The sequence below is a fragment of the Arthrobacter sp. P2b genome, from assembly GCF_900168295.1.
GTDB lineage: Bacteria > Actinomycetota > Actinomycetes > Actinomycetales > Micrococcaceae > Arthrobacter.
Genome location: NZ_FVZL01000006.1, coordinates 120,952 through 146,332, shown reverse-complemented (window position 1 = coordinate 146,332; position 25,381 = coordinate 120,952). Strand labels below are relative to the sequence as shown.

Annotated in this window: 27 protein-coding genes; 14 read left to right on the top strand and 13 right to left on the bottom strand. The window is 65.7% G+C overall.

Going from position 1 to position 25,381, the window contains the following annotated elements; translation table 11 throughout:
• Positions 1 to 7: 7 nt before the first annotated feature.
• The gene (gene dapC, locus B5520_RS12260; RefSeq protein ID WP_079597337.1) at positions 8 to 1,156 is read left to right on the top strand and encodes a succinyldiaminopimelate transaminase; all 1,149 of its coding nucleotides are present in this window, start codon (positions 8 to 10) and stop codon (positions 1,154 to 1,156) included.
• Positions 1,157 to 1,399: 243 nt separating this feature from the next.
• Entirely contained in the window at positions 1,400 to 2,686 is a 1,287-nt protein-coding gene (locus B5520_RS12255; RefSeq protein ID WP_079597336.1) for a citrate synthase, read from the top strand.
• A 134-nt stretch (positions 2,687 to 2,820) separates the two neighbouring features.
• Here the strand turns inward: B5520_RS12255 and galE are convergent, their stop codons facing one another.
• On the bottom strand, positions 2,821 to 3,834 hold the full coding sequence (galE, locus tag B5520_RS12250; protein WP_079597335.1) for a UDP-glucose 4-epimerase GalE: 1,014 nt from the start codon (positions 3,832 to 3,834) through the stop codon (positions 2,821 to 2,823).
• A 99-nt stretch (positions 3,835 to 3,933) separates the two neighbouring features.
• Here galE and B5520_RS12245 point away from each other — a divergent pair, with 99 nt between their 5' ends.
• Positions 3,934 to 4,542: a TetR/AcrR family transcriptional regulator gene (locus B5520_RS12245; protein WP_079597334.1), complete on the top strand. Its 609-nt coding sequence runs from the start codon at positions 3,934 to 3,936 to the stop codon at positions 4,540 to 4,542.
• A gap of 99 nt (positions 4,543 to 4,641) precedes the next feature.
• Positions 4,642 to 5,253 (top strand): hypothetical protein, encoded by a 612-nt coding sequence (locus tag B5520_RS12240; RefSeq protein ID WP_079597333.1) that lies wholly within the window; start codon positions 4,642 to 4,644, stop codon positions 5,251 to 5,253.
• 1 nt (position 5,254) lies between these two features.
• On the opposite strand, the gene B5520_RS12235 is transcribed toward B5520_RS12240, so the two are convergent.
• Positions 5,255 to 6,124 carry a hypothetical protein gene (locus tag B5520_RS12235; protein WP_079597332.1) on the bottom strand — a complete coding sequence of 290 codons (870 nt, stop codon included), beginning with the start codon at positions 6,122 to 6,124 and terminating at the stop codon, positions 5,255 to 5,257.
• Between the two features lie 3 nt (positions 6,125 to 6,127).
• Positions 6,128 to 7,156, bottom strand: coding sequence for a 2,3,4,5-tetrahydropyridine-2,6-dicarboxylate N-succinyltransferase (gene dapD / locus B5520_RS12230; RefSeq protein ID WP_079597331.1), 1,029 nt, complete (start codon positions 7,154 to 7,156; stop codon positions 6,128 to 6,130).
• An 87-nt stretch (positions 7,157 to 7,243) separates the two neighbouring features.
• Between dapD and dapE the strand changes: the two genes are divergently transcribed.
• Positions 7,244 to 8,383 (top strand): succinyl-diaminopimelate desuccinylase, encoded by a 1,140-nt coding sequence (dapE, locus tag B5520_RS12225; protein WP_176156856.1) that lies wholly within the window; start codon positions 7,244 to 7,246, stop codon positions 8,381 to 8,383.
• Positions 8,384 to 8,460: 77 nt separating this feature from the next.
• Here dapE and B5520_RS12220 read toward each other — a convergent pair whose 3' ends face one another.
• The 4 genes from B5520_RS12220 to B5520_RS12205 all read right to left on the bottom strand — a co-directional run bounded on the left by B5520_RS12220 (position 8,461) and on the right by B5520_RS12205 (position 11,762).
• Positions 8,461 to 9,300 (bottom strand): amino acid ABC transporter permease, encoded by an 840-nt coding sequence (locus tag B5520_RS12220; protein WP_079597329.1) that lies wholly within the window; start codon positions 9,298 to 9,300, stop codon positions 8,461 to 8,463.
• The gene (locus B5520_RS12215) at positions 9,297 to 9,947 is read right to left on the bottom strand and encodes an amino acid ABC transporter permease (RefSeq protein WP_079597328.1); all 651 of its coding nucleotides are present in this window, start codon (positions 9,945 to 9,947) and stop codon (positions 9,297 to 9,299) included. Before B5520_RS12215 ends, B5520_RS12220 begins: the two co-directional genes overlap by 4 nt.
• 86 nt (positions 9,948 to 10,033) lie before the next feature.
• Positions 10,034 to 10,921, bottom strand: a complete 888-nt coding sequence (locus B5520_RS12210) for a glutamate ABC transporter substrate-binding protein (protein WP_079597327.1) — start codon at positions 10,919 to 10,921, stop codon at positions 10,034 to 10,036.
• 85 nt (positions 10,922 to 11,006) lie between these two features.
• Positions 11,007 to 11,762: an amino acid ABC transporter ATP-binding protein gene (locus B5520_RS12205; protein WP_079597326.1), complete on the bottom strand. Its 756-nt coding sequence runs from the start codon at positions 11,760 to 11,762 to the stop codon at positions 11,007 to 11,009.
• Positions 11,763 to 11,865: 103 nt separating this feature from the next.
• Between B5520_RS12205 and B5520_RS12200 the strand changes: the two genes are divergently transcribed.
• From B5520_RS12200 to B5520_RS12185, 4 genes are all read left to right on the top strand, one after another.
• Positions 11,866 to 12,648: an LOG family protein gene (locus B5520_RS12200; protein ID WP_079597325.1), complete on the top strand. Its 783-nt coding sequence runs from the start codon at positions 11,866 to 11,868 to the stop codon at positions 12,646 to 12,648.
• A 30-nt stretch (positions 12,649 to 12,678) separates the two neighbouring features.
• Positions 12,679 to 13,098: a DivIVA domain-containing protein gene (locus tag B5520_RS12195; RefSeq protein WP_079597324.1), complete on the top strand. Its 420-nt coding sequence runs from the start codon at positions 12,679 to 12,681 to the stop codon at positions 13,096 to 13,098.
• Complete coding sequence (locus B5520_RS12190) at positions 13,095 to 14,357, top strand: hypothetical protein (RefSeq protein WP_079597323.1); 1,263 nt, start codon at positions 13,095 to 13,097, stop codon at positions 14,355 to 14,357. The genes B5520_RS12195 and B5520_RS12190 overlap by 4 nt, the downstream gene beginning before the upstream one ends.
• Before the next feature lie 234 nt (positions 14,358 to 14,591).
• A complete protein-coding gene (locus B5520_RS12185) occupies positions 14,592 to 14,759 on the top strand; it encodes a DUF3117 domain-containing protein (RefSeq protein WP_009357720.1) in 168 nt (55 codons plus the stop codon).
• Between the two features lie 67 nt (positions 14,760 to 14,826).
• Here the strand turns inward: B5520_RS12185 and B5520_RS12180 are convergent, their stop codons facing one another.
• Positions 14,827 to 15,459, bottom strand: coding sequence for an O-methyltransferase (locus B5520_RS12180; protein ID WP_079597322.1), 633 nt, complete (start codon positions 15,457 to 15,459; stop codon positions 14,827 to 14,829).
• A gap of 229 nt (positions 15,460 to 15,688) precedes the next feature.
• On the opposite strand from B5520_RS12180, the gene sigE reads away from it, so the two are divergent.
• From sigE to B5520_RS12165, 3 genes are all read left to right on the top strand, one after another.
• Positions 15,689 to 16,303 carry an RNA polymerase sigma factor SigE gene (gene sigE, locus B5520_RS12175; protein ID WP_079597321.1) on the top strand — a complete coding sequence of 205 codons (615 nt, stop codon included), beginning with the start codon at positions 15,689 to 15,691 and terminating at the stop codon, positions 16,301 to 16,303.
• Positions 16,304 to 16,391: 88 nt separating this feature from the next.
• Entirely contained in the window at positions 16,392 to 17,153 is a 762-nt protein-coding gene (locus tag B5520_RS12170) for an anti-sigma factor (RefSeq protein ID WP_079597320.1), read from the top strand.
• A gap of 69 nt (positions 17,154 to 17,222) precedes the next feature.
• Positions 17,223 to 17,633 carry a hypothetical protein gene (locus tag B5520_RS12165; protein WP_079597319.1) on the top strand — a complete coding sequence of 137 codons (411 nt, stop codon included), beginning with the start codon at positions 17,223 to 17,225 and terminating at the stop codon, positions 17,631 to 17,633.
• 27 nt (positions 17,634 to 17,660) lie between these two features.
• Here B5520_RS12165 and B5520_RS12160 read toward each other — a convergent pair whose 3' ends face one another.
• The 3 genes from B5520_RS12160 to B5520_RS12150 are packed head-to-tail and all read right to left on the bottom strand — an operon-like array spanning position 17,661 to position 20,790.
• Positions 17,661 to 18,803 (bottom strand): Mrp/NBP35 family ATP-binding protein, encoded by a 1,143-nt coding sequence (locus B5520_RS12160; RefSeq protein ID WP_079597318.1) that lies wholly within the window; start codon positions 18,801 to 18,803, stop codon positions 17,661 to 17,663.
• A 15-nt stretch (positions 18,804 to 18,818) separates the two neighbouring features.
• Positions 18,819 to 19,523: a DUF1003 domain-containing protein gene (locus tag B5520_RS12155; RefSeq protein WP_104443484.1), complete on the bottom strand. Its 705-nt coding sequence runs from the start codon at positions 19,521 to 19,523 to the stop codon at positions 18,819 to 18,821.
• Complete coding sequence (locus tag B5520_RS12150; protein ID WP_079597317.1) at positions 19,507 to 20,790, bottom strand: magnesium transporter MgtE N-terminal domain-containing protein; 1,284 nt, start codon at positions 20,788 to 20,790, stop codon at positions 19,507 to 19,509. The genes B5520_RS12155 and B5520_RS12150 overlap by 17 nt, the downstream gene beginning before the upstream one ends.
• Positions 20,791 to 20,867: 77 nt before the next feature.
• On the opposite strand from B5520_RS12150, the gene B5520_RS12145 reads away from it, so the two are divergent.
• Complete coding sequence (locus tag B5520_RS12145; protein WP_079597316.1) at positions 20,868 to 21,818, top strand: general stress protein; 951 nt, start codon at positions 20,868 to 20,870, stop codon at positions 21,816 to 21,818.
• Between the two features lie 105 nt (positions 21,819 to 21,923).
• Here the strand turns inward: B5520_RS12145 and B5520_RS12140 are convergent, their stop codons facing one another.
• Positions 21,924 to 23,504 carry an aminopeptidase P family protein gene (locus B5520_RS12140; RefSeq protein WP_079597315.1) on the bottom strand — a complete coding sequence of 527 codons (1,581 nt, stop codon included), beginning with the start codon at positions 23,502 to 23,504 and terminating at the stop codon, positions 21,924 to 21,926.
• 80 nt (positions 23,505 to 23,584) lie between these two features.
• On the opposite strand from B5520_RS12140, the gene B5520_RS12135 reads away from it, so the two are divergent.
• A complete protein-coding gene (locus tag B5520_RS12135) occupies positions 23,585 to 24,433 on the top strand; it encodes a PHP domain-containing protein (RefSeq protein ID WP_079597314.1) in 849 nt (282 codons plus the stop codon).
• Positions 24,434 to 24,504: 71 nt separating this feature from the next.
• Here B5520_RS12135 and B5520_RS12130 read toward each other — a convergent pair whose 3' ends face one another.
• Positions 24,505 to 25,377, bottom strand: coding sequence for a DNA-methyltransferase (locus tag B5520_RS12130; protein WP_079597313.1), 873 nt, complete (start codon positions 25,375 to 25,377; stop codon positions 24,505 to 24,507).
• Positions 25,378 to 25,381: the final 4 nt, after the last annotated feature.

Below are 25,381 nucleotides of genomic sequence, written 5' to 3'. Positions count from 1 at the left end.
AGAAAAGGTGACCGCAGCAGTGACTACGTTTGGCCTTGACCTGCCCGATTACCCGTGGGAGGCCATGGCGCCGTATCTTGCGAAGGCATCGGAGCACCCCGGCGGTGCCGTCAACCTGTCGATCGGCACACCCGTGGACCCCACCCCGGCGCTGGTCCAGGATGCCTTGAAGGCTGCTGCCGACGCGCCGGGGTACCCCACGGTGCACGGCACACCGGCGCTTCGGGAAGCCATCGCAGGATGGTTCGAACGCCGCCGCGGTGTGGCCGGGCTGGATCCCCGCAACATCATGCCCACGGTGGGTTCCAAGGAACTTGTGGCGTGGCTGCCGCTGCTGCTCGGGCTGAAGCCGGGTGACGTCGTCGTACGTCCCAAGGTCGCCTACCCCACGTACGATATCGGCGCCACGCTGGCCGGCGTCACCTCCGTTGCCACCGACAACCTTGACGAGCTCGACGACGCCACCCGTGCGCGCGTCCGGCTCGTCTGGGTCAATTCCCCGGGCAACCCGACAGGCAGCGTCCGCGACGCAGACTCCCTGAAAGCGCTCGTGGAGCAGGCCCGGGAGCTGGGGGCCGTGGTGGCCTCGGATGAATGCTACGCAGAACTCGGCTGGGGAACCTGGGATGTGCAGCGCGGCGGCCAGTCCGTCCCCAGCATCCTGGACCCGCGGGTGGCAGGCGGATCGCACCAGGGCCTGCTCTCCGTCTACTCATTGAGCAAGCAGTCCAACCTCGCGGGCTACCGTGCCGCCTTCGTAGCCGGCGATCCGGACCTGATGCCCAACCTGGTCAACAGCCGCAAACATGCCGGCATGATCGTTCCCTACCCCGTGCAGGAAGCCATGCGCGTGGCGCTCGGCGATGATGCGCACGTCGAGGCCCAGAAGGACCTCTACCGTGGCCGGCGGGAGCGGCTGGTTCCGGCATTGCTGGACTTCGGCCTGGAAATCAAGGATTCAGATGCCGGGCTCTACCTGTGGTCCACGGCAGGGGAAGACACCTGGGACACGGTGGCGCGCCTGGCAGAACGGGGCATCGTGGTGGGCCCGGGAGTCTTCTACGGCGAGGCAGGCAACGGTTATGTCCGGGTCGCCCTTACCGGAACCGATGAGCGGATTGACGCCGCAGTGGCCCGGCTGCAGGAAGCCCGGTAGCAAAAAGCCGCGTAACAATCGTGTGACTCGCGCCACACAGCCCGCATTTTAGGGGATTTTGGGCTGTCTTGGATTAGTGACACCCGCCAAGGAGCGGTACTTTTTAAGTGACTATCAATGGTGGCTTTCTACAAGAAGGCAGCCCGGGTGTTGGAACCTGTGTTCTCAGGGTCAGTGCGCGGCTCACCTGATGTTGGATCAAGCTTTCGACAGAGGCCCAGAGAGCCTCATGAAGGGGACTCCATGACTGAGACCAACAACGCGGCTACCCTGCTCCATGCAGGAGGCGAGCTCAAGCTCCCGCGCATCCAGGTTATTGAAGGAAACGAAGGATACGACGTTTCCAAGCTGCTGAAGCAGACGGGCGCAGTCACCTTTGACCCCGGCTTCATGAACACCGCAGCAACCACCTCGGCTATCACCTACATCGACGGCGATGCGGGCATCCTGCGGTACCGCGGATACCCCATCGAGCAGCTGGCGCAGCACTCCAGCTTCCTCGAGGTGTCCTACCTGCTGATCTACGGCAACCTGCCCACGCCCACCGAGCTGGACGAGTTCGACCAGAAGATCCGGCGCCACACGCTGCTTCACGAGGAGCTGAAGGGCTTCTTCGGCGGCTTCCCCCGCGACGCGCACCCCATGCCCGTCCTGTCCTCAGCCGTCTCCGCGCTGTCCACCTTCTACCAGGACTCGCTGGACCCGTTCAACGCCGAGCAGGTGGAAGTTTCCACCATCCGCCTGATGGCCAAGCTGCCCGTCATCGCTGCCTACGCGCACAAGAAGTCCATCGGCCAGCCCATGCTGTACCCGGACAACTCCCACAACCTCGTGGAGAACTTCCTGCGCCTCAGCTTCGGCCTGCCGGCCGAGCAGTACGAGGTTGACCCCGTCGTCGCCAAGGCCCTGGACCTGCTCCTCATCCTGCACGCCGACCACGAGCAGAACTGCTCCACGTCCACGGTGCGCCTGGTGGGTTCCTCCAACGCCAACCTGTTCGCCTCCGTTTCCGCCGGTATCAACGCACTCTTCGGACCCGCCCACGGCGGCGCCAACGAAGCCGTGCTGAAGATGCTGCGCCAGATCCAGGCCGAGGGCACCAAGCCCGAGGACTACATGGAGAAGGTCAAGAACAAGGAAGACGGCGTCCGGCTGATGGGCTTCGGGCACCGCGTCTACAAGAACTACGATCCGCGTGCCAAGATCGTCAAGGCCACGGCCCACGAGATCCTCACCAAGCTCGGCGGCAACGACGAACTGCTGGACATCGCCCTGCGCCTGGAAGAGAAGGCGCTGAACGATGACTACTTCATCCAGCGCAAGCTCTACCCGAACGTGGACTTCTACACCGGCCTGATCTACAAGGCCATGGGCTTCCCGGAGAAGATGTTCACCGTCCTGTTCGCCATCGGCCGCCTCCCCGGCTGGATTGCGCAGTGGCGTGAAATGATCAGCGACCCGAACACGAAGATCGGCCGCCCGCGCCAGCTGTACATCGGCGAGCCGGCCAGGGACTACCCCGCCCGCTGAAATTAACGACGACGTCCGCCCACCTCCTGGAGGTGGGCGGCCGTCGTCGTTAATCACCAACTACAGGCAACGCGGGGTCACCAAACGCCCAATAAAGTGTCCCTGAGGGGCACTTTAGTGACCCCGCGTTGCTGTCAGGACGCGTAGCCCTGGGGGTTGTTTTTCTGCCACCGCCAGTGGTCCTCGCACATCTGGTCCACGGTCTTGGTGGTGGACCAGCTCAGGTCTGCCAGCGCCGAGGTGGCATCAGCCCAGAAAGCAGGAAGGTCGCCCGCGCGGCGGCCGGTGATCTCGTAGGGGATGGGCTTGCCAACGGCCTTTTCGAAGGAGCGAAGGACCTCCAGCACCGAGGAGCCCTTGCCGGAGCCGAGGTTCCAGCGGAACACCCCGGCGCGGTCCGCCACGTGGTTCAGGGCGGCCACGTGGCCTTCTGCAAGGTCCACCACGTGGATGTAGTCCCGCAGGCACGTGCCGTCCGGGGTGTCGTAGTCGCCGCCGAAAACCATGAGCTTTTCGCGCCGGCCAACGGCCACCTGCGCGATGAACGGAACCAGGTTGTTGGGGATGCCCTGCGGATCCTCGCCGATGCGTCCGGACGGGTGGGCGCCTACCGGGTTGAAGTAGCGCAGCAGGGCTATATGCCAGCGGTCGTCGGCTGCGCCAAGGTCGGAGAGGATGTCCTCGATCTGCTCCTTGGTGCGGCCATAGGGGTTGTTGGCGCCGATCTCCATCTTTTCCACGTAGGGGATGGGGTTGTGTTCGCCGTAAACCGTCGCTGACGAGCTGAACACAAAAGACCGGACGTTGTGCCGGTCCATCACGCGGATCAGGTTCAGGGTGCCCACGAGGTTGTTGTAGTAGTACTTCAGCGGCTCCTGCACCGATTCCCCTACGGCCTTCAGGCCGGCGAAGTGGATGACGGCGTCGATCGCGCTGCCGGCGAAGACCGCCTCAACCGCGGCTTCGTCCACCAGGTCCACGTTATGGAACTCAGCCGTTTTGCCGCTGAGTTCGGCAACCCGGCGCAGTGACTCCTCGCTGGAGTTGGTGAGGTTGTCGATGACGACAACATCGTGGCCGGCTTCCTGCAGGGAAAGAACAGTGTGGGAACCGATGTAGCCGGTGCCCCCTGTAACCAGAATTTTCATGCCTCAACGCTATCCCACCGGGCCGCGGTGCCGCCGCCATGTTCCGGATGCCGGGCAGGCGCGGCAAGCGATGGAGCACAACCGTGCTAAAAAGGAGCAGTGCCCAAAATTGTAGATGCCGAAGCCCGCCGCCAGGACGTTGTGGAAGCGGTCCTCAGGATCATCGCGGTGGACGGACTGGAACGCGCCTCGCTGCGTGAGGTGGCGGATGAGGCCGGACTCGCCGTCGGATCCGTCCGGCACTACTTCGCCGGCAGCGACGAACTCCTGACCTATTCCTTTGCCACGGTGGTGGACCGGATTGTCCGCCGGCTCAAGGGAGCGTTGCCCGGTGTCGCCGCCGCAGCGCCGCGCAGCCTTGAGCAGCGTGCAGCGGTATTAACCCTGATGGGTGGCCTGCTGCCCCTGGATGAGTCCCGGGCGGTAGAAGCCTGCGCCTGGATGGCGTTCAAGAACGCGGCCAGGATCCGGCCTTTCCTCGCCCCGGTTGCCGACAGCAGCCACCGGGAGGTGGCAGCGATTGCCGGGCAGGTGGTGGCTGCACTGATGCCCCAGGACGAACCGCAGGAGAGCCTGGTGGTGGAAGCGGAACGCCTCCTGGCAACACTGGACGGGCTGTGCATGCATGCCCTGCTGCAACCCGGGTGGATGACCGCGCAAATGTGCTCCGACGTGCTGGAACGCCATGTTGACGGCTTGAGTCGCTGAGGGGCGTTACCGTGGGCAGGGAGCGGGAATAGACTGATAGCCGGGGGCGCGAAACCGGATCAGCAGACCCGGCAGGAGCACGCCAGGGAAGGATTTCGGATGCATCAGGCAAGCGGTTCACGGTGGCAGATCACTACGGACACGTCCGGACCCATGATGATCGCACTCTACGTCCGCGACACGGTCGGGCTGAACGGCGCAGGCCACCCCGCGCTGTCCCATGCCGTTCCCAAGATCCGTCCGGCGGACCACACCCACCTGACAGCCGACGTCGGCGGGCTGAGCGCGCTCAAGACCGAGTGGGAAGCCTGGTGGGAACAACTGGTCAAAGCCCATCCGCAGACCTCGCCGGAACTGTCGCCGCCGGAGTTTGGCGCATTCGGCAACTCGCCCGCCCTGCAGCGGGTCCTGCAGGCCCACTTTGGCGCTGCACTCACCTGGGCGCGGGAGCGGAGGAGCGAGTACGCCCGGCTGGAGGCGGAACGCTTGGCCAGCGGCACGGACCAGCTCCTGGAGGAACTGGTGGACGACCGGCTGATGGAAGTGGGACGGGATTCCCGTGACTTCACACTGACCATCATCGAACTGCCCCTGAATGAGCAGCGGGCCTGGTACCTGGAGCCGGACAAGATCATCATGAGCCACCAGCTGATGGGCCAGCCGGAGCTGTTCCGCAGCTACGTGCAGCCGGTCGTGGAGATCCTCGTCTGAGTCATTGGCCCACACCCGCCTGGGTGCTTTGCGGGGCTACCGTAATCCGGACCTGTCCGTCCGGCGCCGCAGATTCCTGCCAGCCGTTCCGATCCGCACGGTCCCAGCTGCGGCCCGCCACCTCCACCCGGGTCACCTCAAGGCCTTTGGCATTCGCCACCGCCCACTGGGCAACGGACCAGGCCTGGCTGCCGCTGGCGTTCACCACCACGGTCTGTCCCTCCACGGAAGCGTCCAGCGCTCCGTACGCCGTGCTGAGTTCGGCGGCCACTGCCGCGGCGTCTCCGGCGGAGCCCGACGAACGCAGCGTGCACTGCACGGCTTCGGGTGTCTGGCCGGACAACCCGGAGGCGAAGGACCGCCCCATATCCTCGTGCTGCGCATAGGCGCTGGGGTACGCGGACCGCTGGACGCGCTGTGCGGCGTCGGTGATGTCAAGCGTCTCGTAGTCCGGGACCTTCACCAGCGCATCGTAGAACGCATTGACGGCGTAGTACGGGTCCATGACCTGTTCCTCGGTGCCCCAGCCCTGCGAAGGCCGCTGCTGGAACAGTCCCCGCGAGTCCGGTCCGGCCTGGTCCCCGTGGGCGATGTTGCGGAGTTTGGACTCCTGCATGGCCGTGGCCAGGGCGATGCTCGCGGCCCGGGGAGGCAGCCCGCGCTGGACTGCGACGGCGGTGATCAGCGAGGCGTAGACTGCCTGGTCGGGTGCCAGTTCGGCTGTCCTGTCGCCGACAACAGCGGTGCAGCGTTCCGAAACCAGGGTTTCGGAACGCTGCACGAAGAACACCGCTGAATAGATGCCGCCGGCCACCAGGGCAAGGGCCAGCAGCAGTACCGCCAGGCGGCGCAGGCCGCGTCGTCGAGCCATAAATTAGTTGGCGTGCAGGGCGTCGTTCAGTTCCACGGTCTGGCCGGCCCGGGGGAGGACCTCCACGGCACCGGTGGTGGAATTGCGGCGGAACAGCAGGTTGGAAACGCCGGACAGCTCGGCCGCCTTGACGATCTTGGTGGTGTCCTCTCCCACCTCGTCCTTGGGCCCGGGCACGCGCACGCGGGTGCCGGCCGTGACGTACAGGCCGGCTTCCACCACGGAGTCGTCCCCGATGCTGATGCCAACGCCTGAGTTTGCGCCCAGCAGGACCCGCTCGCCGATGGTGATCTTTTCCTTGCCGCCGCCGGAGAGGGTGCCCATGATGGATGCGCCGCCGCCCACGTCGCTGCCATCACCGGTCACGACGCCCGCGGAGATACGGCCTTCCACCATGGAGGTGCCCAGCGTTCCGGCGTTGAAGTTCACGAAGCCTTCGTGCATGACGGTGGTGCCTTCAGCCAGGTGCGCACCCAGGCGCACCCGGTCGGCGTCGGCGATCCGTACGCCGGAGGGCACAACGTAGTCCACCATGCGCGGGAACTTGTCGATGCCGTACACCGTGACGGCGCCGCGCCGGCGGAGCCGGGCACGGGTAAGTTCGAAGCCCTCCACGGCAGCGGGACCGAAGTTGGTCCAGACGACGTTGGGCAGCTTCCCGAAGATGCCGTCCAGGTTGATGGTGTTGGGCTTGACCAGGCGGTGCGAGAGCAGGTGCAGCCGGAGGTAGGCGTCGGCGGTGTCGGCGGGGGCCTCGTCAAGGTTGATCTGGACGAACACCACCTTCTGCTCGGTGCCGCGGTCCTCATCGGTGCCGTTTTCCGCGATCTGCGTCAGGGAATCGTCAGCGTTTTCCACGGCACGCAGGTGCTCGGCGGCGACACCGAGGGCCGGTGCGGGGAACCAGACGTCCAAAACGGTGGCGCTGCCGTTGGCGGTGGCGATGGTGGCCACGCCAAAGCCGTAGGCGGAGCGTTCGTCGGTGGTTGCGTTCAGGGTTTCGGGCACGGCGGAAGAAGCGGTCTCAGTCATGTGCTCCAGTCTATCGAGGGCCGGGCGCCGGGTTCGAACTAGACTGGCTTCGTGACTGCCGAAACCGCTCCAGACCCCGCATCCGTCCTGTCCAGCCAGGAATCCGGCCAGGGGTCCGTGCCTGCGCGGCTGGACCTGCGGCAGGACGTTGCGCTTCTGACCTCCGCCATCATGGACATCAACAGCGTGTCCGGAAATGAAAAGGAACTGGCCGACGCCGTGGAAACGGCGCTGCTGGGTCTTCCGGAGCTGACGGTGGTCCGCGACGGGGATTCGATCATCGCGCGGACGGAACTGGAGCACCCCGAACGCGTCATCCTGGCAGGTCACCTGGACACTGTGCCGCTGCCGCTGACCGAAGGCTCGAAGGGAACGGTGCCTTCCAGCTGGGAGTCCGGCGTCCCGGGCGAAGGCATCCTGTACGGCCGCGGCGCCACCGACATGAAGGGCGGTGTGGCAGTACAGCTTGCGCTGGCGGCCACGCTGTTCGACGGCGGCGCGCAGCCCAAGCGGGACGTCACGTTCGTCTTCTACGACCATGAGGAAGTGGAAGCGGTGAAAAGCGGCCTGGGCCGCCTGGTCCGCAACCACGGCCACCTGCTGCACGGGGACTTCGCCATCCTTCTGGAACCTACGGACGGCATTGTGGAGGGCGGGTGCAACGGCACCAGCCGGTTTGAAGCAACAACCGTGGGCGAAGCAGCGCACTCGGCGCGGGCCTGGATGGGCAGCAATGCCATCCACGCCGCAGCCCCCATCCTGGCAAGGCTCGCGGCCTACGAACCGCAAACGGTCACCGTGGACGGCCTGGAGTACCGCGAAAGCCTCAACGCCGTGAAGATCAACGGCGGGACCGCCGGCAACGTCATCCCGGACCGCTGCGTGGTGGAAATCAACTACCGCTTCGCCCCGGACAAGACACCGGACCAGGCCGAAGCCGTGGTGCGGGAACTCCTTGAGGGCTTCGACGTGGTCCGCACGGACGCTGCAGCCGGCGCCCGCCCCGGCCTTCAGCACCCGGCTGCCGCTTCCTTCGTTGCCGCCGTGGGAGGCGAGCCGAAACCCAAATACGGCTGGACCGACGTCGCGCGTTTCAGCGAACTGGGGATACCGGCGGTGAATTTCGGACCCGGTGATGCACTGCTGGCGCATAAGGACAACGAGCATGTCCACGCGGATGCCATCCGCACCTGCCTCCGGGCGCTGCAGGACTGGCTGGCGGGCTGAGCCAGGAGCACGTTGCCCGCGCTTAAAATGCCGAACGGCCCGGACCTGGTGGTCCGGGCCGTTCGCGTAGGGTCTGTCTAGGGAACCGGGGCCTCTGCCTTTTCCGGCTCGGCCTTGGCCACACCTCCGGCTGCCTTCTTCGACCCCCGGCGCTCAATCCAGACCGCAAGCCTGGAAACGAGGATGTTGATGGCGATGTAGATCGCAGCGGCGACGAAGAAGATGGGGAACAGGAACTGCGTGCCCAGGAAGTCCGCCATCACCTGGACGGCGCGCAGCAGCTCGCCGTACGCCACGATGTAGCCCAGCGAGGTGTCTTTCAGGAGCACTACCATCTGCGCCACCAGGGACGGCATCATGCGGCGGATTGCCTGCGGAAGTTCGATGAGCATCCGGGACTTGAAGCTGGTCAGGCCAATGGCAAGGCCTGCTTCGCGCTGCCCGCGGGGCAGCGACTGGATGCCTGCCCGGATGATCTCGGCGAACACTGCCGAGTTGTAGAGCACCAAACCGGTGACAACGGCAATGAACGGTGACGTGCCGAAGCCCAGCAGGACGAACAGCATCATCAGGACCACGGGCATGCCGCGGAGGAACTCCAGGACCACCCGGGTGGGGATCCGGATGATGGCCGCATCGGAGATGCGGAGCAGGCACAGCAGCAGCCCCAGCGGGAACGCGATGACGGCTGCCAGTGCAGCAGCAGACAGGGTGGCGCTCAGGCCGTTGGCCAGGAGCATCCACACATCAGCGCGGGTGAAGATCTGCCAGCGTCGGCCTTCGAAAATCCCCTGCTGGGCGAGGGTCATGACAATCCATGCCAGTAAACCCAGGATCAGAACGGAACCTACGATCGAGCCGATCAGGGAGATCCGCCGGGCTTTGGGTCCCGGAACGTCGTAAAGGACTGAGCTCATCGGGCAATCGCCACCTTTCGTTCCACCGTGCTGGCAAGGATGCCGAGCGGAACGGTGAGGAGCAGATAAAAGAACGCGGTACCCAGCAGCACGGCGATGACGGCATCACCGTTGGCGTTGGCCAGCTGGCGGCCGTAGCCGAACAGTTCGAGGACAAAGAAGGCGCCGGCGACGGAAGAGTTCTTCACCAGGGCGATCAGGATGTTGATCAGCGGCGGGACCACCGTCCGCAGGGCCTGGGGGAGGATGATGAGGTTCAGGACCTGCCCGAAGTTCATGCCGATGCTGCGCGCGGCCTCGGCCTGCCCCACAGGAACACTGTTGACACCTGAGCGGACAGCTTCGGCGATGAACGCTGCGGTGTACGTGCTGAGGGCGATGATCGCGGCAATTTCAAACTGCTCAAACTTGACGCCGAGCCGGGGAAGGACGATCGCCGCGAAGAAAAAGGCAATGGTCAACGGGGTGTTCCGGAGAACCTCCACGTACACGGTGCTGAAGCCGCGCAGGGCTGCTACCGGGGACACCCTGGCGGCTGCCAGCAGCGTGCCAAGGACCAGTGCGATGATCCCGGAGACGGCTGACAGGAAGAGGGTGCGGAGAAAACCGTTCCAATACAGGGGCAGGTTTTCAATGATGACGTCCATAGGATCCTTTGGCTTTGGGCGTGGACGGATTTAAAGGCTGAAAGCTGCCGGGGCCGGCCTACCGGCCCCGGCAGCTCCGGACTCACTTAGTAGCGGTCAATCTCGGGGAGCTCGGGTGCAGTCTTGATGACCGAACCTGCAGTGGCTTCCCAGGCCTCCTTGTAGGACCCGTCCTCTTCGAATGCCTCCAGCTGGTCGTTGATCCAGGTGCGGAATTCGGTGTCGTCCTTCTTCAGGCCGATGCCGTAGGGCTCCTTGGTGAATGTTTCATCGGAGGCCAGCTTGAAGGCGTCCGGCTCCTTGTCCACAAAGCCGGCGAGGATCACGTTGTCAGTGGTGACAGCCTCCACCTGCTTGTTGCGCAGCGGCTCCAGGCAGGCTGAGTAGGTGGCGGCCGGGACCAGCTCTGCTCCGTACTTCTCCACGATGGTGGCGGCAGGGGTTGAACCGGTGACGGAGCAGACCTTCTTGCCCTTGACGTCCTCGGGGGTCTTGATGGCGTCGTTGTCCTTGTTAACCATCAGGGCCTGGCCGGCTTCGTAGTACGGGCCGGCGAAGCTGACAACCTGCTTGCGCTTGTCGTTGATGGTGTACGTGGCGATGACCAGGTCAACCTTGCCCTGTTCGATGAAGGGTTCGCGGTTGGCCGAGACCGTCTCGGACCATTCGATCTTGTCGGCGGAAATTCCCAGCTTCGCTGCGATCAGCTTGCCGATTTCGACGTCGAAGCCTACGGGCTTGCCGTCCAGGCCCACCTGGCCGAACAGCGGCTGGTCGAACTTGGTGCCGATCTTGATGGTCCCGGCGGAGGAGAGCTTCTCCATGGTGCTGCCGGCGGCGAAGGTGGGTGCTGCTTCAACGGTGGGGTCGCTGCCGGTGCCGGTGCCGCCACCGCCACAGGCGCTCAGGGACAGGGCGATGGCAGCGGTAGCCGCCACGAAGAATGACTTCCGCCGGGTCATAAATGCCTTCATGACATTCCTTTCATTGGTGGCCGTGGGTCACGGCCTGGGTGCGAACTGAAGTGTGGTTGTTCGGTAAATCAGTGAAAGCGGTGCATCAGTGGGTGAGGAGCTTGGACAGGAAATCCTTGGCCCGGTCGCTCTTCGGGTTGGTGAAGAACTCCTCCGGGGTGGCGTCCTCGACGATCTGGCCGTCCGCCATGAAGACCACGCGGTCCGCGGCTTTGCGGGCGAAGCCCATCTCGTGGGTGACCACGATCATGGTCATGCCTTCCTTGGCGAGCTGGATCATCACGTCCAGGACCTCGTTGATCATTTCGGGGTCCAGCGCGGAGGTTGGCTCATCGAAGAGCATCACCTTGGGCTTCATCGCCAGGGCACGGGCGATCGCTACGCGCTGCTGCTGGCCACCCGAGAGCTGGGCCGGCAGCTTGGGCGCCTGGTGGCCCACGCCCACCCGTTCGAGCAGCGCCATGGCGTCCTTGTCCGCGGCGGCCTTGGCCACGCCCTTGACCTTGATGGGGCCGAGCGTGACGTTTTCCAGGATGGTTTTGTGCGCGAAGAGGTTGAAAGACTGGAAAACCATTCCGACGTCGGCGCGGAGCTGGGCGAGTTCCTTGCCTTCCTCCGGAAGCACCTTCCCGTCGATGCTGATGGTTCCGCCCTCGATGGTTTCCAGGCGGTTGATGGCGCGGCACAGGGTGGACTTACCGGAGCCGGAAGGCCCGATGACCACAACAACCTCGCCCTTGCGGACCTGCAGATTGATGTCCTTCAAAACGTGCAGCTGGCCGTAGTGCTTATTTACGGCGTTCAGGGAGACGAGGGTATCGCCGGGCACATGAGTAGTCATAGGAAGAATCTAGCGAACTGCGGGCGGCTATGACGGGAATCACCCCAAGTTCCTGCGGATCGTGATTCAAGAGATACCTGCCGCGGGAGGTTAGCCTAGGTGAATGAGCATCAATGCAGATCCGGCCAAAAATTCCCAGCCGCGCCGTAAGGGGCCCCTTGAACTGCGCCGCAAACAGGCCGCCGTGGAAATGTCCGATCAGCATCTGCTCGATACCAAGGGCCCCGGCCAGTTCGTCCATACCGATCCGTGGCGGGTACTGCGGATCCAAAGCGAATTCGTCGAAGGTTTCGGCGCGCTGGCGGACATCGGCAAGGCTGTCAGCGTTTTCGGTTCGGCCCGCACCAAGCCCGGCAGCCCCTACTACGAGATGGGTGTTGAGGTGGGGCGGAAACTGGCGGAGGCCGGCGTCGCGGTCATCACCGGCGGCGGGCCGGGCTCCATGGAGGCAGCCAACCGCGGCACGGTGGAGGGCAACGGCATATCCGTTGGCCTGGGCATCGAGCTTCCCTTTGAACAGGGGCTGAACCAGTGGGTGGACCTGGGCATCAACTTCCGGTACTTTTTCGCCCGCAAAACCATGTTCGTCAAGTACGCCCAGGGGTTCATTGTGCTCCCCGGCGGCCTGGGAACGCTCGATGAGCTCTTCGAAGCCATGGTGCTCGTGCAGACCCGGAAGGTGACGTCGTTCCCCATCGTGCTTCTCGGCGTCGATTTCTGGGGCCCCATGATCGACTGGATCAGGGGAACCCTGGTAGCCGAGGGAATGGTCTCCGAAAAGGACCTGGACCTGATCCAGGTGGTTGACGATCCGGCCGAAGCGGTGGACCGTGTCCTCCATGGGGCCATCACCCCGTCCCTGAACGGGGAGCAGCGTCCGGAGTAGCGGCAGCGCCAGGTCTGGCACGATGGAGCAGTGAGCTTTTTTCTGGTTTTCCTCGCCATCGTGCTGGTAGGGGCGGTCTTGTGGGCCAGCCTGGGGCGGCGCCCCCGGAAGTCGGGCCACCGCCCGTTGCCGACCCTGCTGGACGGTGGCTTCGAGCAGCCGCCGGCCAACCTTCCCCCGGTGCTGCTTCCGGCCAACGCAGCTGCGGAGGATGTGGACCGCGTGCGCTTCTCGCTGGGCCTGCGCGGCTACCGGATGGACCAGGTGGACCAGGTCCTTGATGAACTGAGGGACCAGCTTGCTGCCAGGCAGCAGGAAGTGGACGAGCTGCGCGCCCGGCTGCTGGCCGTTGAGGAGCCGAACCAGGGCAGCCCCGGCGGAACGCGCGACGACGGAACCGCCGCGGCGCGCGACGGCGGGAATGCGGTGCCAGGGAAGAGCGGGCAGTGAGTACGGTGGCGCGCCGCCGGACGGGCTTTGCTACTGCCGCCCAGGCCTGGGCCGGGCAGGCCGGTTCCGCCTATCGCAGCTGGCCCTGGTGGGCACAGGTCACGGTCATCTACGCCGCGGCCCGGCTGGTCAGCGCCTGCATCTTCATGGCCGCCGCGCTCCACCAGGGCCCCAATCCCTGGTTCCCGGCCAGGCCCGACTACTGGAACTTCATCAACATCTGGGACGCGCGCTGGTACGGCGAGGTCATCGCCAACGGATACCCGTCAGAGCTCCCCACAGACGCTGCCGGCAACGTCCAGGAAAACGCCTGGGCCTTCTACCCCCTGTTTCCAGCCCTGGCGGGAGGCCTCAGCAGGCTGACGGGACTAATTCCTGCCGCCTCACTCACCCTCCTTGCGATGCTGGCCGGTTGGGGAGCGGCGCTGGTGGTTTACACCCTTTTCAGGCACAGGGTGTCCCACGTCCCGGCGCTGTGGGGCGTTGCCTTCTTCGCCACTTTCCCGGTCTCGGCCATACTGCAGGTTCCCTACGCGGAGTCACTGTCGCTCCTCCTGCTGGCGTCGGCCCTGCTCCTGGTGATGCGCCGGCATTACCTGTGGGCCATACCGGTGGTGGTGCTCCTGTGCCTCTCGCGTCCCATCGGCGTCCCTTTCGCCGCCATGCTCGGGCTCGTCCTGGTGTATCGCCTGCTGGAACGCCTCCGGAGCGGCGGCGCGGCTGGCCTGCCAGCCGGCAACCACACCTTCGGTGAAATGGCGGCACTTACCGGCCTGACCGCCGTCGCAGGCGTTTCCGCGCTGGCGTGGCCCGCCGCAGCGTGGGCCGCTACCGGCGACTTCCAGGCGTATACCAAAACCGAAACCGTGTGGCGGGGCCATGACCTGGTGCCGTTCAAACCGTGGTTCGATACCGGCGTCGACCTCTTCGGGCCGGTATTGGGACTGCTTGCGCCGTTCGTCTTTGTGGCCCTTTTCGGCCTGTTGCTGTTCCTGCCGCCCGTGGTGCGGCTCGGCGTCGAACTCCGCCTGTGGTGCGCCTGCTACATGGGGTACCTTTTGGCGTTCCTGCATCCGCAGACCAGTACGTTCCGTATGCTGCTGCCGCTGTTTCCGCTGGCACTGGGAGCCGTGCTGCTGTCCCGCTCGCGGGCCTACCGGGGCACGGTGGTGACCATGTTCCTGCTGCTGCAGATCGTGTGGATTGTGTGGTTGTGGGCCTGGGCGCAATTGCCGGGCGGCGGCGATTACCCGCCCTAGTTTTTTTGGACTTCCGTGCAGGTCAGGACAGGAATACCGGCCCGCCGAAAATGTCCATCGATTAGCTACGTGCGGGTAATTCCGCGATAATGGTAAGTAAGCAAGGACAAAAAGCATTCAGAATACGCGCAGCCTTGGCGGTGGAAACTACCGCCGCCATAGCGGCTTGATCGACATGCGGACACAGCCCGCCCGGGCTGATCAGTCCTGGGACAAAATGGAGGGGAATTCCTCATGGCGGCTATGAAACCACGCACCGGCGACGGCCCAATGGAAGTCACCAAGGAGGGCCGCAGCCTGATCATGCGCGTCCCGCTCGAAGGCGGCGGGCGTCTTGTGGTCGAACTGAACGCTGCCGAAGCGGCAAACCTCAAGGAATGCCTCGTCGGCGTTACCGAATAATCGTGAAAAGGACAGGGTCCGCAGCCGTGCTGCGGACCCTGTCCTTTATCTTGTGCTGCGGCGGTGGCTACTTCTTGACGGCGACCAGCAGGCCGTCTCCGGTGGGAAGCATGGCTGACGCGAGCCTGTCGTCGTCGCGGATCGCCTTGCCAACCTGGCGAAGGACCACCGTGGTGGCCTCGCGGCCGGCAGGGTTTGCCACTTTGTCTTTGTCGAGGGCGTCATTGATGATCAGCAGGCCGGCCCGCTTCAGGAGCCTGATGGCTTGCTCCACGTAGCCTGGCAGGCCGGGCTTGTCGGCATCGATGAACACCAGGTCATAGGCAGCATCCGTGAGCCGCGGCAGGACATCGCCTGCGCGGCCGGAAATGGTACGGGTACGGTTGGCTGGGCTCCCGGCCTCGGAAAAGGCCTCCCGCGCGGCCTTCAGGTGTTCCACGTCGACGTCGATGGTGGTGAGGACTGCCTGCGGGCCAAGCCCTCGGAGGAGGCACACGCCGGACACTCCCGCCCCCGTTCCAATCTCGACGGCGGTCTGCGCCTTGGACGCGGCAGCCAGGACCGTGAGCACGGCGCCTACTCCCGGTCCGATGGGGGTCACTCCCAGTTCGAAGGAACGCTCCCGGGCCCGAAGCATGACCTCATCCTCAGCGGGCAGATCTTCTGCATAGGACCAGCTGATGGACTTGTCGGCGCTCATGAATTTTCGCTTTCTGGGCGGGAGGGGGAGTGTCTTCTACAGCCTACTGTGTCCGGGGGAGCGGGCAGCGGAGGCGGGCTGTTGCGCCCACGGCTGAACTTTCCCGCAGTCAGGAAATTCCCAGCCAAATTTGAAATGATTATTATCCGCTCATCCAAAAGGTGATCGGCGCCGAATCAGAGATGTCAACAGTATCCGGGCGTTAGCAATTCCACGAGGGGAGTGGACGATGTCATCTTCAGTTGTGGCACCTGTCCCTGCAGTACATAATCCCGACGCTGAGTGGGTCCGTCCTACCTGGGAAGAAGTGGTCACCAACCATTCGGCAAAAGTGTACCGGCTGGCATACCGCCTGACCGGTAACAAGTACGACGCCGAGGACCTCACCCAGGAGGTGTTCGTCCGCGTCTTCCGCTCGCTCGAAAACTTCAAGCCCGGGACCCTGGACGGCTGGCTGCACCGCATCACCACCAACCTGTTCCTGGATCAGGCGCGGCGCAAAACGCGGATCCGGTTCGATGCCCTGGCCGAGGACGCGGAATCCCGCCTCCCCGGACGCGAACCGGGCCCCGAGCAGAGCTTCGAGCTGAACAACCTGGACCTGGATGTCCAGGCAGCACTGGAGGAACTCCCGCCGGACTTCCGGGCCGCCGTCGTCCTGTGCGACCTGGAAGGGTTGTCCTACGACGAGGTGGCGGAGGCCCTGGGCGTTAAGCTCGGAACCGTCCGCTCGCGCATCCACCGTGGACGGACCATGCTTCGGGAGAAGCTCGCCCACAGGGATCCACGTCCGCAGCAGGCGCGCCGCAAGCTTTCCATGCCGCGCATCGCGGGCATCCTCTGAACGGCGCATGAGGTCCCCGTTTCCCCTTGGCGGCAGGCACCAGCGAACCTCCAGCCATCTTGCCTCGTGCCATGAATGCGCTTCCGCCGTGCGCCGGGAGCGCCAGTACCTGGAGCGGCTCCGGGACGCCCCCATTCCGCCCGCCAGTGACGACCTGACCGCCCGGCTCCTGGCGCGCACATCGGAGCTGGCGGCAGAGCCCCGGCCTGCTGCCGTCCACCCCGCGAGGCCCCGGGCAGCGGTCCGTGTGTTGGCCATGACGGCCGGCGGCACGGTAGCGGCAGCCGGTGTGCTGGCCGTTGGCGCCTTTGCTGCAGCCGGTGATCCGCTCACCGGGACGGGCGCCTCAGCGGCGTTGTCGCCCGTTTCGTCGCAGACGCCGGCAGACGGGCGGGCCTTGAGCGCCGAACAGGTCAGCATGCTCCGCTCAGAAGGCTGGGCCTGCCCTGAACTCGAAGCCATGGGGTTCCATCTCGAGTCGGCACAAGCGGTGGTCATTGACGGCCAGCCGGCGGTCCATCTTCGGCTCTCGGACGGATCCCACTACGCCACCGTCACCGAACAGCACCCGCCGTCCCCGGGTGCTGGCGGCCGGCAGGACAACTTACTGCAGGTCCTGGGCTCCTCGCCGTGGTCTGCCACCTACCGGACCGCCGGCCGCACTTTTACCTACGAGTCCAACCTGCCGGCTGAACGCGCTGACGACGCCCTGCCCATCCTGCAGCGCCTGGCCAGCCAGGCCGGAGAGGGTGTCTCAGCCGGAGCGGGCGAAAGCAGCAGTGCGCCGGAGTCACTGGCCACCCGGCTGCAGCGCGGAATCAACAAGATCGTGGCCCGTTTTACCCAGTAATAAGGGTGGTTTCCGCCCGCGCGTGACGGGAATCGTCACTGGCAGCCCGGAGAGGGTAATCTTCCTAAAGTGTTTGGAATCAACGGCCCGGAGTTCTTTCTTCTGCTGCTCATCGGCATCCTGGTGATCGGCCCCCAGAGGCTGCCCGAATACACCCAGAAACTTGCGAACCTCGTGAAGGAAGTCCGGCGCATGGCCTCCGGCGCCCGCGAGCAGATCAAGGAAGAAGTGGGGATCGACATCGACGATGTCGACTGGAAGAAGTACGATCCCCGCCAGTACGATCCCCGGCGCATCATCAAGGAAGCGCTCCTCGACGACGATCCCAAGCCTGTCAGTGCAGGGGCGCCTGCCGCCGTCGCAGCTGTTTCCGGCGCAGCGGCCGTTGCCGCCGCGGATGCGGCTCCGGCAAGGCCACAGCGGGTGGTGCAGTCCCTGCCCGCCGGCGAAGCCGCTCCGTTCGACACCGAAGCCACCTGACCACACCGGGAAGCGGCACGGGGCGGGTCAGCGCGGCTGCAGACCCAGTTTCATTCCTGCCAGGCCGCGCGGGACGGCTGCGAGCCGGGCTGCAATTCCTGCCAGCGACTCCGCCGCGGGAGTCCCCGGCTGCCCGATGACAATCGGAACCCCGGCATCCCCGCCTTCACGGAGCTGGATGTCCAGCGGGATCTGTCCCAGCAGGGGAACGTCGGCGCCCACGGTTGCCGTCAACCTCTCGGTGAGTACCGCCCCGCCGCCGCTTCCGAACAGTTCCATCCGGCCGCCGTCGGGCATTTCCAGGTAGGACATGTTCTCGATCACGCCGGCCACTTTCTGGCCTGTCTGGGTGGCGATGGCACCTGCCCGTTCGGCGACGTCCGCGGCTGCGGCCTGCGGCGTGGTGACCACCAGGATTTCGGCCTTGGGAAGGAGCTGGGCCACCGAGATGGCAATGTCGCCCGTGCCCGGCGGAAGATCCAGGAACAGGGCATCCAGGTCCCCGAAATAGACATCCGTGAGGAACTGTTCAAGGGCCCGGTGGAGCATGGGTCCCCGCCAGGCCACGGGCTGGTTGCCGGTGACGAACATGCCGATGGAGATGACCTTCACGCCGTAGGCAACGGGCGGCAGGATCATGTCGTCCACGCGGGTTGGCGCCTGGGTGATGCCCATCAGGCCCGGAACGGAGAAGCCGTACACGTCCGCGTCCACGATGCCCACCCGCAGTCCCTGCGCGGCCAGGGCGCACGCCAGATTGACGGTGACCGAGGACTTGCCCACTCCGCCCTTGCCGCTGGCCACGGCGAAGACCTTGGTCAGGGAGTCGGGCTGGTTGAACGGGATGCCGCGCTGGCCGCCGGGGCCGCGGAGCTTCTCCTTGAGGGCGTCCCGCTGTGCCTGGGACATCACCTTCAGGTCGACGTCGACGGCGGTGACGCCCGGCACGGCGAAGAGGGCCTTTTCGGAGTCGGAGGTGATGGTGTCGCGGAGCGGGCAGCCCGCAATGGTGAGCAGCACCGCCAGCCTGACCCTGCCGTCGTCGGACACGCTGACGGAGTCCACCATCCCCAACTCGGTGATGGGGCGCCGGAGTTCAGGGTCGATGACAGTAGCGAGGGCGTTGTTGATGGCCTCGGCCAGCTGGGAGTTGACGATGGGGGTGCTCACTATCGGGTCCTGGGCTTACCTGTCTTGGGTGGAGTGGCCGGGCTTGACCCGGGGAATCTGCTGCGTGCGCGGGTTCCGCTGCCGGTCACGCTGTTCCCGGAGCTTGTCCTTGACCTTGTCCCGCGGGGACTCGTGGCTGCCGGGGCCGGAAGGGTCATGGGTCCTTAGCTCTTCCTGGGCCTCCAGCATGTCCTCCAGCAGCGACCGCAGCTCCGCCCGGACGTAGTCGCGGGTGGCCACCTCGCGCAGCGCGATCCGCAGCGAAGCGAGTTCCCGGGTGAGGTATTCGGTGTCCGAGAGGTTGCGTTCGGCGCGCTGGCGGTCCTGCTGCAGCGAAACGCGGTCCCGGTCATCCTGCCGGTTCTGTGCCAGCAGCAGCAGCGGCGCCGCGTACGAGGCCTGCAGGGACAGCATCAGGGTCAGCAGCGTAAAGCCGAGGTCGCGGGAGTCGAACTGCCACTCCAGCGGCGCGAAGGTGTTCCACGCCAGCCAGACCACAACGAATACCGTCATGTAGACCAGGAACTGCGGCGTGCCCATGAAGCGCGCGAAACCCTCCGTGGCGTGTCCGAAGGCGTCCGGGTCTGGGGAGAACTTGGGCAGGATCCGCTGGCGGCCGCTCAGGGGCGTGTCCAGGCTGCCCATGTTGTTCTTGGCCGCCCGGCCCGGGATCCGCTGGTTGGGGGTCTTCGGAGCGGTGTTGTCAGCCAATGCGGCCACCGAGCTTTCTTATCGGGGCTTCGCCATCATGGGCGCGCCAGTCATCCGGCAACAGATGATCAAGGACGTCATCAACAGTCACCGCCCCCACAAGGCGGCCGGTGTCATTGACCACCGGCAGGGAATTCAGGTTGTACGTGGCCAGGGTGCGGGCCACCTCGCTGATGTGTGCCTGGTCGGACAGCGGCTCCAGGTTCTTGTCCACCAGGTTCCCCAGCGGCTCGAACGGCGGGAACCTCAACAGCTGCTGGATGTGCACCACGCCCAGGAAACGCCCGGTGGGTGTTTCCAGCGGGGGCCGGGCAATAAAGATGGAGGAGGCAAGGGCCGGTGACAGTTCCTCACGGCGCACGTGGGCCAGGGCCTCGGCCACGGTTGCTTCCGGAGGCAGGATCACCGGGACCGGTGTCATCAGGCCGCCGGCGGTGTCCTCGTCGTATTCCAGGAGGCGCCGGACGTCCTCGGCACCCTCCGGCTCCATCAGCTGGAGCAGCTCCTCCGCCTGGGCGGAGGGGAGCTCGCCAAGGAGGTCGGCGGCGTCGTCCGGATCCATCTCCTCCAGCACGTCGGCGGCGCGCTGCACGTCCAGGGCGGAGAGGATCTCCACCTGGTCATCCTCCGGAAGCTCCTGGAGGACGTCGGCGAGCCTTTCGTCCTGCAGTTCGCTGGCCACCTCGAAACGGCGTTTGTCGCTCATTTCCTGAAGGGCCTCGGCAAAGTCGGCGGGCTTGAGGTCCTCGTGGTTGGCCACGAACTGGGTGGCGGCCTGAGGCTCGGTGCGCGGGCCCTGCAGGGCGTCGGCCCAGTCGATGATCAGGGTTTCGTTGCGGCGCAGCCGGCTGAGGGGAGAGAGGGAATGGCCACGGCGGACGAACAGCTTGCTGACGAACCAGTCGCGGGAGCGTGTCTGGTCCATGGCGATGTCTTCGATGGTGGCGTCACCGCTGCCGTCCCGCAGCGTCACGCGGCGGTCGAACATCTCGGCCACCACCAGCGTCTCCGCGCCGCGCTGCTCGAAACGGCGCAAATTGACCAGCCCCGTGCAAATGATCTGGGTCTGGTCGATGGAGGTGATGCGTGTCATGGGCACAAAGACGCGCTTTTTTCCCGGTACTTCCACCACGATGCCCACCACGTGGGGCGCGCCCTGGGTTCCGCGGGACAGCACAACAACATCGCGCAGCCGGCCCAGCCGGTCGCCCAGCGGGTCGAAGACGTCGAGGCCCAGCAGGCGGGCCACGAAGACGCGGGTAGGTGTTGTGCTCACCCCTACAGGCTACCGAGTCTGCTCTCTTTTAGCTGAATTCACAGGCAGCATCCATACGGATGGGCAAGAATGGGACCATGGCAAACATTTTTGGTGCTCCCAAGGCAGGTGGCCCCAACGGCATGGACGAAGCCAGGGCCGTTCCCACCGGCGACACCGTCGGCTCCTATACCTCTTACCTGGATGCCCAGAAAGCGGTGGATTACCTCGCGGACCAGCAGTTCCCGGTACACATGGTATCCATCGTGGGCAACGAACTGAAGATGGTTGAGCGGGTGACGGGGCGCCTGAGCTACCCCAGGGTGGCCCTTTCCGGCGCACTGAGCGGCATGTGGTTCGGCCTGTTCGTGGGTGTGCTGCTCTCGTTCTTCGCGCCCTCGCCGGGGTACTTCTCGATCCTCACGTCGGTGCTGATGGGCGCGGCGTTCTTTATGCTCTTCGGCATCGTCACCTATGCCATGCAGCGGGGCAAGCGGGATTTCACCTCCACCAGCCAAGTGGTTGCGACCAGTTACGACGTCGTGGTGTCGCCTGAGGCGGCGCACGAGGCCCGGCGGCTGCTGCATCAGCTGCCCATGAACCGCTCGGACGCGGCCGCGGGCAACGGCCCCTACACGCAGCGCGACTACCAGAACCAGCCGTTCCAGCAGAACCAGAACTACCAGCAGCCGGGCCAGGGCCCTGCCCGCCCGTCGGGCTGGAACGACCCCTACGGCCAGTCCTCGGGATCCTCCGCCCAGGACAGCGGCTACCCTGCTGCCGGCAGCCAGCAGCAGGGTGCCCAGCAGGACGGACAGAATACCGACGGCGGCCCGCGCCAGGAGCCGGTGCGCACGGTCCGTTACCCGGACCTGCCGGACGGCCGGCCCCAATACGGCGTCCGGTTGCCCCAGGAACCGGCTCCAGGGCAGGCCCAGCAGGGCGTGGACCAGCCCGGCGCCACCCAGGTGCCCGGCGGCAACGTGCCCGCCGCGGACGCCGACCGCGACGGAGACGGCCAGCAGGGGCCTGCCGGACCGCGCCAGTAGCCGTTACAGGAACACGCAAAAGCGGGACCACCGGGTACTTCCGGAGGTCCCGCTTTTTCGTTTGCCGAATCCCCTAAGCCGGGCGGACTGCCTGCCTACAGCGGGCTACGAGGCGGCGTCAGCCTCGCGGTAGATGCCGGCCATCCAGTCCTCAACCTCGTCCGCCTTGCGCGGCAGGGCGGCACTGAGGTTGACCGGTCCGTCGGCGGTCATCAGGATGTCGTCCTCGATCCGGACGCCGATTCCGCGGTATTCCTCGGGAATGGCCAGGTCCTCTTCCTTGAAGTAGAGGCCCGGCTCGATGGTGAACACCATGCCTTCTGTAAGGATGCCGTCCAGGTAGAGCTCCCGCTTTGCCTGAGCGCAGTCATGGACGTCCAGTCCCAGGTGGTGGCTGGTGCCGTGCGGCATCCAGCGGCGGTGCTGCTGGCCTTCGGGGCTGATGGCCTCCTCCACGCTGACCGGAAGGAGGCCCCATTCGGCGAGCCGCTCGGCCAGGACGGTGGTGGCGGCCGTGTGGATGTCCCGGAACTTCGTGCCGGGACGCGCCGCGGCGAAGCCGGCGTCGGCGGCGTCGAGGACTGCCTCATAGACTTTGCGCTGGACGTCGCTGAACACCCCGCTGGCCGGAAGGGTGCGCGTGATGTCAGCTGTGTAGAGGGAATCGACTTCCACGCCTGCGTCGAGCAGCAGGAGTTCGCCGGCACTGATTTTTCCGGTGTTGCGGGTCCAGTGCAGGACCGTGGCGTTGTTGCCGGATGCCGCGATGGTGTCGTAGCCCAGCTCGTTGCCCACTTCGCGGGCACGGGCGAAGAACGCGCCCTCAACCACCCGTTCGCCACGGGCGTGGGTCAGTGCCCGCGGCAGGACCTTCACCACTTCTTCGAAACCTTCAACGGTGGCGGCCACGGCGGTCTTCATCTGCTCGATTTCCCAGTCATCCTTGAGCAGGCGCAGCTCGGAGAGGGCTTCGCTGAGTTTTTCGTCGAGGGCATCCAGGACGCCCAGGTCCAGGTTGTCCGGATCCTTCGCCGTGTTGTAGCGCGCCGTGTCCACCAGCGCGTCGATGTTTTCGTCCACCTTGCGGACCAGCCGGATGGAGATGCCGCCGATCTCCGGGGCGCCCACGTTCTTGGTGATGGCCGTTTCCAGCTGGTCGATGTGGGCTGTGGCCAGGCCCAGGCGGGCCTCGAACTCGGCCAGGGTGGGCCGGCGCCCGATCCAGAACTCCCCGGAGCGCGCGTCTGCGTAGAACTGCTCGGTATCCCTGCCAGCCAGCGGCCGGAAGTAGAGCGTGGCACGGTGCTGCCCGCCGTCGTCGCCCTTTCCTTCCTCAACAGGCTCCATGATCAGCACGGCGTCCGGCTCGTGGTCCAGGCCGAGGCCGGTCAGGTGGGCGAAGCCGGAGTGGGGGCGGAACCGGTAATCGCAGTCGTTGGACCGGACCTTCAGCGGGCCGGCGGGGATGACCAGGCGCTCGCCTTTGAACTGGGTGGAGATGGCCTTCCGCCGGTTTGCGGCGTAGCCGGCCACGGCGTCGAGGCCGGGAAGCTCCTCGTTTGACGGCGCCCAGTTGCTGGCCATGAAGGCCTTGAAAGCGTCGGAACTGGGCCGCTGCGAGCGGTTGTTGACCCGCTCTTCCAGCGGCTGGGAAGCAGAGTTCGGGGTGTTATCGGCATGGTTCACGGCACCATCGTCTCACCAGCTTCCCGGCGATGCGAACGGGGCTTCCGGCGGGCCGGCAGCCCGTCTACTAGGCTGGACAGGTGAGGATCGACCTGCATGCCCACTCGAATGTCTCCGACGGCACGGAGAAACCCGCCGACGTCATGGCCTCCGCTGCCCGCGCCGGCCTGGACGTGGTGGCCCTGACCGACCATGACTCCACGGACGGCTGGGCGGAAGCGTCTGCCGCCGCTGCCGAGCACGGGGTGGCGCTGGTGCCCGGCATGGAGGTTTCCTGCCGGACCGGCGAAGGGATCAGTGTCCATCTCCTGAGCTACCTGCACGATCCCGCGCATGCGGGGCTGCTGGAGGAGATTACCAAGGCCAAGGATGCGCGGCTGACCCGCGCCGAGCGGATGGTCACGCTCCTTGCCGAGGACTACCCGCTCACGTGGGATGACGTCATCCACCATGTGGCTCCTGGTGCGACGCTCGGCCGCCCGCACATCGCCGACGCGCTGGTGGCCGCCGGTGTGGTGGAGGACCGCTCCGAGGCGTTCGCTTCCATCCTCACCTCGCGGTCGCGCTACTTCATCCAGCATTACGCGCCGGACCCCGCCACCGCCGTCGAACTGGTCCGTGCAGCCGGCGGAGTCCCGGTCTTCGCCCATCCGGTGGCATCCGCCCGGGGCAGGATCGTGGGGGAGCGCGTCTACCAGGAGATGATCGACGCCGGGTTGGCAGGGCTGGAAATCGACCACCGTGACAACCCGGAGGACGGCCGCGCGTTCCTGCGGCGGTTGGCGGCGAAGCATGACCTGCTGATCACCGGCTCCTCCGACTACCACGGCACGGGCAAGCCCAACCTGCTGGGGGAGAACCTGACGGCACCGGAGGTCCTGGCCCGGATCGAGGAGCTCGGCACGGGGACCGCCGTCGTCCGCCCCTGATCCTGCCCGGCTTCCCCAACTGGGTAGCGCCAACTGTCGTTATGGAGCTCCACAACGACAATTGGCGCTACCTAGTTGGGCTGGTGGGTCACGAAGGTGGCGTGGGCACCCAGCCGCTTGGCCATGATGTCCACGGCCGGCTGATTCTGGTCCACGCAGACGAACCTGCGCCCCAGCTTGGCGGCCACCGCGCCCAGGGTTCCGGAACCGGCGAAGAAGTCCAGGCACCAGTCGCCGGGCCGGCTTGAGGCGGCCACGACCCGGCGGACCAGCCCCTCCGGCTTCTGGGTGGGGTAGCCGGTTTTTTCCTTGCCGGTGGGGGAGACGATGGTGTGCCACCAGACGTCCGTAGGCAGCTTGCCCAGCTCCCGCTTGGCGGGGGTCACCAGGCCGGGGGCCATGTAGGGTTCCCGGTCCACCTCCGCGCTGTCGAAGTGGTACTTCGCGGGGTTCTTGACGTACACCAGGATGTTGTCGTGCTTCGTGGGCCAGCGGTTCTTGGCGCGGGCGCCGTAATCATAGGCCCAGATGATCTCGTTCAGGAAGCATTCCCGGCCAAAGATGGCATCCAGCATCACCTTGGCGTAGTGCACCTCGCGGTAGTCCAGGTGCAGGTACAGGGTGCCGTCCTCTGCCAGCAGGCGCCAGGCCTCCACGAGCCGCGGCTCCAGGAAGGACCAGTAGTCGCTGAACGCGTCGTCGTAGCGGTGCAGGGCACCCTTGATGGTGTCGTAGGAGCGGCCCTTGAAGCCCACCCGGTCCCCGCTGCCCTCGGCGTTGGCCACCATCCTGGTTTCCTGGCGCAGCTGCGGCCTGCCCGTGTTGAAAGGCGGATCGACGTAAATCAGCGTGAAGGCGCCGGCCGGCAGGGTGGGGAGGTACTCCGCGTTGTCCGCGTGCACCACCAGGCTGCCGCCGTCCGGCGCCCAAACAGTGTCAGTCATGAAG

Excerpts from the sequence above, each read along its gene's own strand:
- B5520_RS12255 (WP_079597336.1), top strand. The coding sequence starts at position 1,400 with ATGACTGAGACCAACAACGCGGCTACCCTGCTCCATGCAGGAGGCGAG.
- galE (WP_079597335.1), bottom strand. The coding sequence starts at position 3,834 with ATGAAAATTCTGGTTACAGGGGGCACCGGCTACATCGGTTCCCACACT.
- B5520_RS12240 (WP_079597333.1), top strand. The coding sequence starts at position 4,642 with ATGCATCAGGCAAGCGGTTCACGGTGGCAGATCACTACGGACACGTCC.
- B5520_RS12235 (WP_079597332.1), bottom strand. The coding sequence starts at position 6,124 with ATGGCTCGACGACGCGGCCTGCGCCGCCTGGCGGTACTGCTGCTGGCC.
- dapD (WP_079597331.1), bottom strand. The coding sequence starts at position 7,156 with ATGACTGAGACCGCTTCTTCCGCCGTGCCCGAAACCCTGAACGCAACC.
- B5520_RS12220 (WP_079597329.1), bottom strand. The coding sequence starts at position 9,300 with ATGAGCTCAGTCCTTTACGACGTTCCGGGACCCAAAGCCCGGCGGATC.
- B5520_RS12215 (WP_079597328.1), bottom strand. The coding sequence starts at position 9,947 with ATGGACGTCATCATTGAAAACCTGCCCCTGTATTGGAACGGTTTTCTC.
- B5520_RS12210 (WP_079597327.1), bottom strand. The coding sequence starts at position 10,921 with ATGAAGGCATTTATGACCCGGCGGAAGTCATTCTTCGTGGCGGCTACC.
- B5520_RS12205 (WP_079597326.1), bottom strand. The coding sequence starts at position 11,762 with ATGACTACTCATGTGCCCGGCGATACCCTCGTCTCCCTGAACGCCGTA.
- B5520_RS12200 (WP_079597325.1), top strand. The coding sequence starts at position 11,866 with ATGAGCATCAATGCAGATCCGGCCAAAAATTCCCAGCCGCGCCGTAAG.
- B5520_RS12185 (WP_009357720.1), top strand. The coding sequence starts at position 14,592 with ATGGCGGCTATGAAACCACGCACCGGCGACGGCCCAATGGAAGTCACC.
- B5520_RS12180 (WP_079597322.1), bottom strand. The coding sequence starts at position 15,459 with ATGAGCGCCGACAAGTCCATCAGCTGGTCCTATGCAGAAGATCTGCCC.
- sigE (WP_079597321.1), top strand. The coding sequence starts at position 15,689 with ATGTCATCTTCAGTTGTGGCACCTGTCCCTGCAGTACATAATCCCGAC.
- B5520_RS12145 (WP_079597316.1), top strand. The coding sequence starts at position 20,868 with ATGGCAAACATTTTTGGTGCTCCCAAGGCAGGTGGCCCCAACGGCATG.
- B5520_RS12130 (WP_079597313.1), bottom strand. The coding sequence starts at position 25,377 with ATGACTGACACTGTTTGGGCGCCGGACGGCGGCAGCCTGGTGGTGCAC.